The sequence below is a fragment of the Pseudomonas zanjanensis genome (assembly GCF_014268745.2).
Taxonomy (GTDB): Bacteria; Pseudomonadota; Gammaproteobacteria; order Pseudomonadales; family Pseudomonadaceae; genus Aquipseudomonas; species Aquipseudomonas zanjanensis.
This window is the reverse complement of the sequence record NZ_JABWRB020000002.1, coordinates 29482-41431: the sequence shown is the minus strand read 5'-3', so window position 1 is coordinate 41431 and position 11950 is coordinate 29482. Positions and strand designations below refer to the sequence as shown.

Genomic DNA, 11950 nt, shown 5'->3' with positions numbered 1-11950 from the left:
GGAATGTTGTTTATACACCGCCATCGCGAGCAGGCTCGCTCCCACAGAGAAGCTTGCGTCACGCATTTCAAACATAGGAATGGCGGAGGGGTTTTGCTCGTGAATGCGGTGCGTCAGCGTCATTTAGCAAGGAGCGACGTTGCGGTTGGGGAATTGTGCAGCAGGCTGTTGCACTACTTATTAAGAGATTTCATCGTTCCAAGTACGCAATGCGGAAATGCATTCGCGACCGGCTGCATCCTTGCAGCCAGTCGCGAAGAGGGTTACGACTCGTTGTTCAATGGGGCTTGCGAGCATCGTCGCAATGAATCAGGCGGGATATCTCGATCATATCCACAACGGTTTTGCCATCGACCGCAAACCCGCTGCCTGAAACCCCGGTGTTGCTGTTACTTGAGGGTGACGTCAAGCATCGGCGGGATGTAGCCGTAGTCGTACTCGGCCACCACGAACGTCTGTTGCCCTTTTATTTTCATGCCCACCGTGGGTGCCTCGGTGCCGCCGACACGAATCTGCGTGCCGGTTTCGTCGGTCGGTACGCTGTCGATGAAGGAGGTCACCAGGCCGTTTGGCATGACATAGTGCGAGTAGGTCTGGAATGGCTGGGAGGATGGGTTGCCCAGCACCAGGCCGGAGCCGTTCAGCGGCACGTAAGGGCCGAACAGCGAGTCCGCGACGAAACCGTACACGCCGTCCGGGCCGGTGACACCGTCGGCATAGGTGAAGGTATGGCTGATGGTGAACAGGTAGTACTTGCCATCCTGGAACACGAAATGCGGGCGCTCGGTCTGGTCGTTTACCCCGACGGCGGTCAGCAGTGGCGGCAGCATTTCCCAGTCGTCGCCGTCGGCGTCGCGGGCCACGGCGATGCCGACACAGGCGGTCTGGAAGCGCGAGTTGCCGACGTCTTCATAACCCGGCGGCACGTCGCCGATTTCTGCCTCGCCTACTTTGTGGGCGCCGCGCTCACCGGCGACGTTGCCTTCGAACAGCATGTACAGCTTGCCATCGTTCGGGTCGCGGAAAGGCCATGGGTCGCGGAAACCCCAGAACGCGTTTTGTGCTTCGGTCTGGTACATGTTGCCGTCGGCCTCGAACAGCGGCTTGACCTTCTCGAAGCCGACCATGCTGACACCGTGTTCAGTGGTCACTACCCGACCGCGCACCTTGACGATGGTCGCGCCTGGGGTGACGGCGGTGTAATACAGGTCCACTTCACCTCGGTCGTTCAACAGGATCGGCGTACCGGCCCATTCGCGGGCGGTTGGGGAAACGCCTTCGGCCATCACGCGGCCACCGAATTCCCAGTTCTTGCCGGTACGAGAAAACCAGTAGTACATCTTTGCCCGACCGTGGCGATCGTTCCAATCGCGGAGGATGTCGTAGTTGCCGTCCTCGTCGAGGTACTGCGGGTCGTTTGGATGACGATCGGCGGTCAGGGTGAAGATCACCGACCAGCCATCGACGGACGTCACGTTACCGTCCAGGTCGCGCAGGGGCATGGTGTCCCAGATGAACACGTCGTTGTTCAGTACCGGGAAATCCGCGCTAACCAGCGGCTGGGTGGTGGTGGGGTCATCGGCCCGGACTTTCAGCGCGTCGGCGCGGGTCCAGAGGCTGGGTTGATGGGGGGTTGCACCGAATTTTTCAGTGGTGGTTTTCATGAGTTAGAGCCTCGTCCATGAATGGATTTAAATAAGTAGTGATTTAGAAATGCTGTATGTGCATACAGTGAAATCACCTTATAGAGGCTTGCCTATGCAGTCAAGCATAAAAATGCATTTGTGCATATTTTGGTTTTTTCTCGTAGCTGATACGTTTCAGCTTGGAGCGTTTTAAGAAGTTTGTTTTTTGGGAGATCGCCGATGTTACCTGCACGCTTGGTGTTCTGAGCGCTTGGCGCTATCGCGAGCAGGCTCGCTCCCACAGTTGGGCGTGGTATGGCTGTTATGGCGGTGGGTCAGTTGTTTTGATGTGGCTGGTGTTGCGCTATCGCGGGCAAGGCTTGCTCCCACAAGGGTTTGACTTGGTTGCGGGGTTGGGTTTGCTGGCCTTTTCGTGAACAGGCCTGCTTCCACAGAGGACCGACACAACGTGTCGCTGTTTTTTGATTTCTGCGACACGTTCCATTCTCATGTCGCTACCGGCGACATGAGAACAAAACGTGTCGTCAAAATGGTGTTTTAGCGACATGACAGATAAAGCGACTCCTTGGGACTGACTCGCCCCTCACCCCAACGTATTCAAACAAACCACCTTCGGCTGGGTCATTTCCTCGTAGGCAAAGCGCACCCCTTCCCTGCCCAAACTGCCGTACTTGGAGCCGCCAAACGGCATCGCATCGAACCGGAAATCCGACGAATCATTGATCATCACGCCCCCTGCTTCGATCCGTCGTGCAGCGCTCATGGCCGTGGATAAATCATTTGTGAAGATCCCAGCGTGAAGCGCGTATTCCGGTTCGTTCGCCAACGTGATGGCTTCATCGAACGTCTCGAATGGCTGCAACACCACCACAGGCGCAAAGGCTTCGTTGCGCCAGAGTCGGCTGGTGTGGTCGACGTTTTCCAGGACGGTGGCGGCGTAGCAGTTGCCCTGACGGCGGTGGCCGCAGAGCAAGGTGGCGCCTTGTTGCAGGGCTTCGTTGACCACTTGTTCGGCGTTCTGCGCGGCTTGTTGGCTGATCATCGGGCCGATGTCGGTGTTGGCGAGCAGTGGGTTGCCGACGACGAGGGCTTGGGCCTGGTTGACGAAGCGTTCGCGGAAGGCTGCGTAGATCGGTGCGTGGATGAGCAGGCGTTGGGTGCCGATGCAGTTTTGCCCGGCGGCCCAGAAGGCGCCGGAGACGCAGCTGTCGACGGCGGCGTCGAGGTTGCAGTCGCCCATGACGATGACGGGGGCGTTGCCGCCGAGGTCCATGGCGAGTTTTTTCAGGCCGGCGGTGCGGGCGATTTGTTCGCCGGTGACGAAGCCGCCAGTGAAGGAGATCATGCGCACGTCGCGGGCGGCGACCAGGGCTTTGCCCAGTTCCGCGCCGCCGGTGGCGACGGTGACGACGGTTTCGGGGAGGCCGGCGGCGACCAGGTACGACACCAGTTTGAGGGCCGACAACGGTGCCAGTTCGGACGGTTTGAGGATCACTGCGTTGCCGCCGGCGATGGCCGGGCCGAGTTTGTGGGCGACGAGGTTGAGCGGGTCGTTGTAGGGGGTGATGGCGACGATCAGGCCCAGGGGTTCGCGGGTGAACCAGCCTTGGCGCGATTCGGCGCCTTCGTAGGCGTCGAACGGGACGATTTCACCGGCATTGCGCTTGGCTTCTTCGGCGGAGAGTTTGAGGGTGTTGACGCAGCGTTTGACTTCTTTTTCCGCCTGTTTGAGGGTCTTGCCGGCTTCGTCGACGATGAGTCGGGCGAAAGCCTTGGCGTCGCGTTCGATGTTCAGTGCTGCTTGTTCGAGGATGCTGGCGCGGCGATGACGCGGGAGTGCGGCGCAGGTTTTTGCGCCGCTGCGTGCGGTTTCGAGCAGGTGTGGGACTTCTGAGGCGCACACGTCGGCGACGGTGCCGACGACGCTGCCGTCAAACGGGTTGAGGACTTCGATGTGCGGTTCGACGACCGCCAGGGCCAGGCGCGATACGTTCACAGGGTGTGCTCCTGTTTGCGGGTTGCCGATTGGTGGATGTGGATGATGTCGGACAGCAGTGCAAAGGCGGTTTCGGTGCGGCCGGCGCCTGGGCCGGAGACGGTGACGGCGCCGAGCAGTTCGCTGGTGAACGACACGGCGTTGGTGGCGCCGCTGATGCTGGCCAGGGGGTGGTCGTTGCTGAGCAGGCGCGGTTCGACGCTGGCGCTGACGGAGCCGTCGGCATTGCGGGTGGCTGCGCCGATGAGTTTCCAGCGTGCGTTGTCGCGGCGGGCTTTTTCGATGTCGTCGAGGGTGAGGGAGGCAATGCCGTTGCAGGTGACGTCGTTGATGGTGAGTTTGGCGTCGAGCAGTTCGTTGGCCAGGATCACCACTTTCAGGCGCACGTCATGGCCTGCGACGTCGGCGGTTGGGTCGGCTTCGGCGTAGCCCAGGGCTTGGGCCTGGCTGACGGCTTCGGCGAATCCGAGGCCGCCTTCCATGGCGGTGAGGACAAAGTTGGAGGTGCCGTTGAGGATGCCTTCGAAGCCTGTGATGGAGCTGCCGGCCAGGGCTTGTTTGGCGAGGCGGATGACCGGGGTGCCGCTCATGACCGAGCCTTCGTATTCGAAGGCGACGTTGTTGCGTCGGGCCAGGGCCTTGAGTTCGGCGCCGTGCAGGGCGATGGGGCCTTTGTTGGTGGTGACCACGTGTTTGCCACGCTCCAGGGCCCAGCGGCAGAACGAGGTGGCGGGCTCGCCGTCCACCGGGTTAGTGAAGGTGGCTTCGGCGATGATGTCGGCGCCGCAGTCTTTGATCACGGCTTCGTTGAGGGCGTCGACGGTGCCGCCGGGGAGTTGGGCCATGGCGCCTTTGCTGGCGGGCAGTCGGGCCAGCGAGGCGGCGTCGAGGCCGTGGCGGTTCATCACCGAACCGAGGAACAGGTCGGTCACGCCGACGATTTTCAGGGTGAAGCCGAGTTCGGTTTTCCACTGCTGGTTGCGCTCGGCAATCAGTTGGGCCAATGCCCGGTTTACACCGCCGAAGCCGACTAGGGCCAGTTTGTATTCAGTCATTTTTGTTATGTCCTTGATCCGGGTGATGAAGTTGTTGGGATCTAGGTTAGGGGTGTGGGGTGGGCAGTGAAATATGCCAATTTGCTCTATTTCTTGGGCGTTTTGACCAGGGGGTGGGCAAAGAGGTAGGCATGAAAAAAGCCAACAGCTTGGCTGACATCTCAGGCTGGTGGGATTGATTTGTGGTGGCTGGCTTGTACCACTGGCAGGATACCTAGCCCTGTGGGAGCGAGCCTGCTCGCGATGGGGGCAGGTCAGGCACATTGATGGTGGCTGGTGTACCGCTATCGCGAGCAGGCTCGCTCCCACAGGTATTTTTTCAGTGTTTGGTTTATTGGGGTCAGGGCATGCACCCGCCGGCTCTTGTGGCGAGGGAGCTTGCTCCCGCTGGGCTGCGCAGCGGCCCCAAAACATGCAGCGCGGTCGGTCAGGTTGATTGGGATCACCTGGTTGGGGCTGCTTCGCAACCCAGCGGGAGCAAGCTCCCTCGCCACGGGGGTTGTGGTGGCTGGCTTATCTGTGAAGCGGCGGCGAGCAGGCGGGGCCTGACCGAACACCTTCCCCTGTGGGAGCGGGCTTGCTCGCGAAAGGGCCAGGTCAGGCGACATTGATGGTGGCTGGTGTACCGCTATCGCGAGCAAGCCCGCTCCCACAGTTTTCTTCAGTGTTTGGTCTATTAGTGGCAGAGCATGCACCCGCCGGCTCTTGTGGCGAGGGAGCTTGCTCCCTCGCCACGGGGTTCACTGCTGTGACGGCTAGCGTGCCTAGACCACCGACGACAACACAAACGACGTCACGGTGTTCTCCACGCCCGGCAGCGCCGAGATCTCTTTCCACACCTTATGCACCCGCTCCGGGTTCGCCGCGCCGACCCTGAGCATCAAATCAAACTCGCCGCTCATCACATCGCACTGCAGCACTTCCGGCATCGCCTGCAACGCTTGCAACACCTCGGCACCGCGCATGCGGTCGTAGCGGTAGACGAAGATCACCGCGTTGATGTTCGACGACGCTTGCGCACCCTCCCCCGTGCGCACCGTATAGCCCTGGATCACGCCGTCGCGTTCGAGGCGTTCGATGCGTTGGCGCACGGCGTTGCGCGAGAGGTTGACCTTGGCCGCCAGCTCGGCGTGGGCGGCGCGGGCGTTGAGGCGCAGTTCGGCGATGATGCGTTCGTCGAGGGGATCGAGGATTCGCTTCATGGGGCCTCCGGTTATAGCGAGCCGAGCAGTTGATGGAGGGCAGCGAGGTCGTCCGGCTGGATGCGATGGATCTGCGCCGGGCCCTGCTCGGCCATCGGACGTTGTTGCGTCGCCACGGGGATCCCCAACTCACCAAGCAACACCGCCGATTTAATCGGTGAGATCTCGCCCAGGGTCACCATCGGCGCCACCAGGCTGCGGCGGTACAGGCGCGCCGCGAGCACACCGGTGGCGGTGTGTGGGTCGATGACATAACCGGTGTCGCGGTACAACGAAGTGATCTCGTTCAGCGTCTGCTCATCACTCACAGCGTACGAGTCGATGATCATCCGCGCCTGCAGCCAGAACTCGTTGCCAATGCTCATTTCGCCGTCGGTTTCGAAGGTGTGCATCAACGCGCTCACGGCTTGATCATCATGCCCATAGAGCTCCCAGAGAAACCGTTCCAGGTTGGAAAAGATCGACAAATCCATGGCCGGCGACAGGGTCTTGCTCGCACGTAACCGCGAATAGTGGTTCTTCAAAAAGAACTGATGCAGCGCGTCATTCTGGTTGGTGGCGACGATCATTTGCGTGATCGGCAAGCCCATCTTCTGGGCGATGTAGCCGGCATAGACTTCGGCAAAACTCGCCGCCGGCACGCTGAAACCGATGGGCCGCTGACCGCCGCCCAACTGCAGCACGGCGTGAAAATAAAACACCAACTGCGCCATGACGCTGACCCAGTTGCTGGAGTTGAAACTGATCGCCTCATGCTGGCGGAACAGTTGGGTGACGAGGGTCTGGCATTCATCGAAACTGCCCTCCACGGCCACTTGATGCACCCGCGGGTGCGCCGTCGCTTGCAGGTCTTGAAGTTGGTCTTGCGGTACGCCGGCCTCGGGATAAATCACCACCACGTCGGTCTCGTCGCAGTGCTTGAAGGCCTCAATGGCGGCCAGGCCGGTGTCGCCGTTGGTGACACCCATCACCACGGCGCGACGCCCGCGTTTGCGCAGGAAGTACTGCACCAGCCGCGCCTGCAGCTGCGCGGCAAAGTCCTTCGAGGAGCGGGTCGGGCCATGGAACAACTCCAGGACCCATTCGTTGCGATCCACCTGATGCAGCGGCGCCAGGGAGCGATGGCTGAACTGGCTGCCGGCCTCCTTGAGCAAGCGCTTGAAGTCGACCTCGGGGATCGCCTCGCCCACGAACGGGCGCATCACTCGGTAGGCCAGTTCGTCGTAGGACAACGTCGACCAATTAGCGATGTCCTGAGGTTCGAACAGCGGCAGTTCCACGGGGACAAACAGCCCGCCATCTTCGGCAATGGCCGACAGCACGACTTTTTCGAAATCGACCTGCACGGCGGAATTTCGGGTACTCACGTAGCGCATGCTCAACTCCGCAAACTCAGATAAAACAGCTCATTTGAAACGATGCGCCTGCTCCACCAGCCAGGTGGAAAACCGCGCCGCGTCCGGGTGTTGCTCGGCCCCGGAACTGCGCACCAGGTAGAACGATTCGCTGGCTTCGATGCGTTGGGCGAAGGGTTCGACCAAGCGTCCGTCTTCCAGCAATTCACTGACCATCGACGACCGCGCCAGGGCAATGCCCTGCCCCAACTCGGCCATGCGCAAGGTGCAAACCAATGTATCGAATTGCATGCCCGTCGAGGAATCCACCGAGTCTGCACCGACCATTTTCAGCCAGTAACCCCAGCCTTCTTCGTAACCCAGCACGTGCAGCAACGGATGCCTGGCCACGTCCGCCGGCACCTTCAGCGTCGCCATCAAGGCCGGCGCGCACACCGGGAACAAGGTGTCCCAGGTCAGCCGCTGCGACACCAGGCCGGGCCATTGACCGTGGCCCCAGCGAATCTCCATGTCGTCTTCGCCGTCCAGTTCCTTGACCCAGATGTTGCTGATGTAGCGGATATCGACGTGGGGATGGGCTTGACGAAAATCCACCAGTTTCGGCGCCAGCCAGTGCACGAAAAACGCCAGGCTGCCGCGCACCTTGATCGGCCGACGCTTGTGCTGGCCGAAGATTTCGTTGGTGCCCACCGCCAATCGCGTGATCGCATCTTGTACCACTGGCAGGTACGCCTGGCCCTCTTCCGTCAGACCGAGGCCACGGGGCAAGCGCTTGAACAGCGCCACCCCCAGGTGACTTTCCAACTGGCGGATCTGCTGGCTGACCGCGCCCTGGGTCAAGAATAATTCGTCGGCGGCGTGGGTGAAGTTCAGGCAGCGGGCCGACACTTCGAACGCCCGCAGCCAGTTCAACGGGGGCAACGTTTTTTGCTTCATGCTCTTACCTCGCTAACCCCCACGCACCGGGCACGTTTGCCCGCCCGTCGATGCGGTTTAAAACGCGTCGGACGGTTGTGCCACGAGGGCAACCGACAAGCGTCGCTCGCGGCTTTTGCGGGTAATGTAATACACGAAGTAACACCAGGCGATGAATGGCAAGCCGAAGTACAGCGCCACTCGCTGTTCAGGGTCGAAGGCGATGCCGATGCACGCCAGGCTGCAGCACACCAGCGCCCCCAACGGCACCCACGGATAACCGCGCACGCGGAACTTGAGGTCGCGAATGTCGCCGCCGTTGGCGACGTAGTGACGGCGAAAGCCGATCTGGCTCGCGGCGATGCTCATCCACACCACCACCACGGCCAGGCCGGAAATCGACACCAGCGCCAGGTAGATGGTGTCGGCGGCAAACACGCTGCTGAGCAGCGACGCGGCGCCGCCGGCCATGCTGACGATGATCGCGTTGAGCGGCGTGCCCATGCGGGTCAGGGCCGAGAACTGCTTGGGCAGGTGGCCTTGGTCGCTGAGGGTCCAAAGCATGCGTGAGGCGGCGTACAAGCCGGAGTTGGCCGCCGACAACAGGGCGGTGATGATCACGAAGTTCATTATGGCGGCGGAGTATGGAATGCCGATGTAGGTGAACACCGTGACGAACGGGCTTTCCACCAGACCGGCCTGTTCGCGAGGCAACAACGTCGCCAGGACAAAAATGGTCCCGACAAAAAACACCGCCAGGCGCAGCACCGTGGTGCGGATGGCGCGCGGCACGTTGCGTTGCGGATCCTTGGTTTCGCCAGCGGCGATGCCGATCAGTTCAGTGCCGGAGAAGGCGAAGGAGACCGCCAGCAGCGTCATCGCAATCGGCATGAAGCCCGTAGGAAAAAGTCCTTCGCGAGTGAAGTTACTTAACCCGATGCTGTGGGCCTGGTCGATGTTCAACAGGCCGAGAATCGCACCACCACCGATCAGCAGGAACACCACCACGGTCAGCACTTTGATCAACGACAGCCAGAACTCGGTCTCGGCGAACAACCGCACCGATACCACGTTGGTGAGAAACACCACGCCGGCAAACAGCGCGCTCCAGATCCACACTGGGGTGTCGGGAAACCATCGGGTCATGAGGATGCCGGCGGCGGTGAACTCGGAGCCGATCGCCACCGTCCACGTCAGCCAGTACAGCCAGGCCACGGTGTAGCCGGTGCCCGGCCCAAGGAAGCGCGTGGCGTAGGTGCTGAAGGAACCGGTTTCCGGCATCTGCACCGCCAGTTCCCCCAGGCACATCATCACCATGTAGACCATGAGCGCGCCGATGATGTAGGCGATCACCGCGCCCATGGGGCCGGCCTGGTTAACGGTGTAGCCGGAGGTCAGGAACAGCCCGGTGCCGATCACGCCGCCCAAGGCCAGCATGACGATATGGCGCGTCTGCATTTCCTGCTTGAAGCCGGCCCGCGTACTCGTTTGTTGTTCTGCTATGGACATGGTTGTTCTCATGAAATGTCAGGGCGCGCATCGACGTCTACGCGAGTCAGACAAGCGCCGCTGAGCTTTTATTATTATTCCTATTCATGAACGCCCCATTCACAGCCTTGTTATGGGGTACCAACTTTCAAACTTCAGCTTGCGGTCTCGATGTGGACTTCATTGAGTTGCGGATCGAGGGTCTTTTTGACGAAGGCGAAGGCCTGTTTCAGATCGTCCAGTAGATCGTCCGTGTCTTCGATGCCGACCGAGACCCGCACCAGGCCTTCGGAGATGCCCAGGGCCAGGCGTTCTTCCAAGGTGTTCTCGACATGGCTGGTGGTGCGGGCCGGGCCGTAGATGGTTTCCACCGCGCCCAGGTTGCCGGCGCAGTGGGCGAAGCGCAGGCGTGGCAGCAGCAACTTGACCGTGTCCATGCCGCCGACCAGGACAAAACTGACGATGGCGCCGAAGCCGGACATCTGTGCACAGGCGATGGCGTGGTTCGGGTGGCTGGGCAAGCCGGGATAATTCACGGCTTCCACCAATGGTTCAGTGCAGAGGAATTCGGCCAGGGCCCGGGCGCTGTGTTGTTGCTGGCGCATGCGCAATGCCAGGGTCTTCATGCCACGGATGATCAGGTAGGCCGAGAACGGGTCGAGGCTCGCGCCGTTGATTTCCCGGTAGTGCCGCACTTGGGCCATCAAGGCTTCGCTGCCACACACCAGGCCACCGAGCACGTCGCCATGGCCGCTGAGGAATTTGGTCGCGCTGTGAATCACCACGTCCACGCCCAAGGCCAGCGGGCTCTGGTTCAGCGGCGTGGCGAAGGTGTTGTCCGCCACGACCACGGCGCCGACACGCTTGGCCGCCGCCACCAGGCGCGGGATGTCGAGGATTTTCAGGGTCGGGTTGGTGGGGGTTTCCAGGTACAACACCTGGCAGCCCTTGGCGATTTCACGCTCCAGGTCGTCGTGGTCGAAGGTCTCGCACAGGGTCACCGCCACGCCGGTGCGCGGCAGAAACTCTTCGAAAATCTTGTTGGTGCCGCCGTAACTGTCCTTGGTCGACACCACCCGATCGCCATGGGCCAGGAAGGTGTAGAGCACGCTGCTGATCGCCGCCATGCCACTGCTGAAGGCCACTGCGGACTCAGCCATTTCCAGCTCGCGAATCTTGGCTTCGAGGGTCTCGACGGTCGGGTTGCTCATGCGGCTGTAGATAAAACCGGGGGCCTTGCCCAGGGCGACGTCGTACCAGACGTCGATGTCGTCGTAGCCGTACGCGGCACTGGCCACGATGGGGGTTTGCGTGGCGTTGTAGGGATGCCTGACTTGCTCCCCACCCCAAACCGCCCGGGTGCCCGCGCCGGCATTATCAAGCCCTGTGCTGTCAGGTTTATTGTTCATCGAGGCTACTCACACTGAGGGGGTGGACGTTGAGCCATCCACCGGATCTGAGGGCCAATATAGGGAAAAGCCGGGCGGTCGAGAAACGATGTTATCGGTGCCAAAGGGGTGGTTTTTTTAATGGCTGGATGAAGGTCTGAGAGTATCTGCGAACACAAAAACCTGTGGGAGCGGGCTTGCTCGCGAAAGCGGTGGGTCAGTCACTGAAGGGGTGAATGTGCAATCGCTTTCGCGAGCAAGCCCGCTCCCACACTGGAAATTGTGGTGACCTCGGGAATGCGTGAACGCCAGTCCTACAGGCGACCGCGGACTTAAAGGCTGTACGAATCATCGTGGCGAGGGAGCTTGCTCCCGCTCGGCTGCGGCGTAGGAGCTGCCGAGCGAAGCGAGGCTGCGATCTTTCCAAAGCCAGTTGAGTATCAAGCGAAAGATCAAGATCAAAAGATCGCAGCCTTCGGCAGCTCCTACCACGGCCCAGCGGGAGCAAGCTCCCTCGCCACAGGTTGTCGATCGTTCCTACGCGGGAGCGTGAGAGCGATCAAGCGAAACTAGCATTCGTCAAGATCGGCATTACCACTGCTAAGAATTTCAAGAATATGGTTCAGCCAGGATTCAGCGGATTCCCAGTCTAGCCAATAACAATAGTTGCAAGGCATTTTGTCCATGATGAATTCCCTAAGATTTTTTTCGTCAAGATCCATTGCAAGTAAAGTTGAAATTTCTTCTTTGATAATTTTGATATCTTGAGGCGCCGAGTCCGCCATAAAGGCTCTGATGATGTCATCAGGGTCCGATGAGTCGCACATCCAGTCTTGATGAAAGTAACAGCCAAAAAACTGAAAGAGCTCTGGATATTTATTTTCCATTTTTTTCAACATGCCCCG

Annotated in this window: 9 protein-coding genes; all 9 read right to left on the bottom strand. The window is 60.5% G+C overall.

Going from position 1 to position 11950, the window contains the following annotated elements; translation table 11 throughout:
• Positions 1 to 389: 389 nt before the first annotated feature.
• Positions 390 to 1664, bottom strand: a complete 1275-nt coding sequence (locus tag HU715_RS15965; RefSeq protein WP_186706600.1) for a glycoside hydrolase family 68 protein — start codon at positions 1662 to 1664, stop codon at positions 390 to 392.
• Positions 1665 to 2229: 565 nt separating this feature from the next.
• On the bottom strand, positions 2230 to 3642 hold the full coding sequence (locus tag HU715_RS15960; RefSeq protein WP_186706601.1) for an aldehyde dehydrogenase family protein: 1413 nt from the start codon (positions 3640 to 3642) through the stop codon (positions 2230 to 2232).
• Entirely contained in the window at positions 3639 to 4697 is a 1059-nt protein-coding gene (locus HU715_RS15955; RefSeq protein WP_186706602.1) for a homoserine dehydrogenase, read from the bottom strand. The genes HU715_RS15960 and HU715_RS15955 overlap by 4 nt, the downstream gene beginning before the upstream one ends.
• A gap of 764 nt (positions 4698 to 5461) precedes the next feature.
• Positions 5462 to 5899 carry an Lrp/AsnC family transcriptional regulator gene (locus HU715_RS15950; RefSeq protein WP_053188548.1) on the bottom strand — a complete coding sequence of 146 codons (438 nt, stop codon included), beginning with the start codon at positions 5897 to 5899 and terminating at the stop codon, positions 5462 to 5464.
• Positions 5900 to 5910: 11 nt separating this feature from the next.
• The gene (thrC, locus tag HU715_RS15945; RefSeq protein WP_186706603.1) at positions 5911 to 7275 is read right to left on the bottom strand and encodes a threonine synthase; all 1365 of its coding nucleotides are present in this window, start codon (positions 7273 to 7275) and stop codon (positions 5911 to 5913) included.
• Positions 7276 to 7305: 30 nt separating this feature from the next.
• Positions 7306 to 8190 (bottom strand): LysR substrate-binding domain-containing protein, encoded by an 885-nt coding sequence (locus tag HU715_RS15940; protein ID WP_186706604.1) that lies wholly within the window; start codon positions 8188 to 8190, stop codon positions 7306 to 7308.
• A 57-nt stretch (positions 8191 to 8247) separates the two neighbouring features.
• Positions 8248 to 9678, bottom strand: coding sequence for an amino acid permease (locus tag HU715_RS15935; protein ID WP_186706605.1), 1431 nt, complete (start codon positions 9676 to 9678; stop codon positions 8248 to 8250).
• 134 nt (positions 9679 to 9812) lie between these two features.
• Positions 9813 to 11066, bottom strand: coding sequence for a cystathionine gamma-synthase family protein (locus HU715_RS15930; RefSeq protein WP_186706606.1), 1254 nt, complete (start codon positions 11064 to 11066; stop codon positions 9813 to 9815).
• Between the two features lie 548 nt (positions 11067 to 11614).
• Positions 11615 to 11932 carry a contact-dependent growth inhibition system immunity protein gene (locus tag HU715_RS15925; protein ID WP_186706607.1) on the bottom strand — a complete coding sequence of 106 codons (318 nt, stop codon included), beginning with the start codon at positions 11930 to 11932 and terminating at the stop codon, positions 11615 to 11617.
• Positions 11933 to 11950 lie beyond the last annotated feature (18 nt).

What these genes read in the sequence shown, in the direction of transcription:
- HU715_RS15965 (WP_186706600.1), bottom strand. Translation starts at nt 1,664, where the DNA reads ATGAAAACCACCACTGAAAAATTCGGTGCAACCCCCCATCAACCCAGC.
- HU715_RS15955 (WP_186706602.1), bottom strand. Translation starts at nt 4,697, where the DNA reads ATGACTGAATACAAACTGGCCCTAGTCGGCTTCGGCGGTGTAAACCGG.
- HU715_RS15950 (WP_053188548.1), bottom strand. Translation starts at nt 5,899, where the DNA reads ATGAAGCGAATCCTCGATCCCCTCGACGAACGCATCATCGCCGAACTG.
- thrC (WP_186706603.1), bottom strand. Translation starts at nt 7,275, where the DNA reads ATGCGCTACGTGAGTACCCGAAATTCCGCCGTGCAGGTCGATTTCGAA.
- HU715_RS15940 (WP_186706604.1), bottom strand. Translation starts at nt 8,190, where the DNA reads ATGAAGCAAAAAACGTTGCCCCCGTTGAACTGGCTGCGGGCGTTCGAA.
- HU715_RS15935 (WP_186706605.1), bottom strand. Translation starts at nt 9,678, where the DNA reads ATGTCCATAGCAGAACAACAAACGAGTACGCGGGCCGGCTTCAAGCAG.
- HU715_RS15930 (WP_186706606.1), bottom strand. Translation starts at nt 11,066, where the DNA reads ATGAACAATAAACCTGACAGCACAGGGCTTGATAATGCCGGCGCGGGC.
- HU715_RS15925 (WP_186706607.1), bottom strand. Translation starts at nt 11,932, where the DNA reads ATGGAAAATAAATATCCAGAGCTCTTTCAGTTTTTTGGCTGTTACTTT.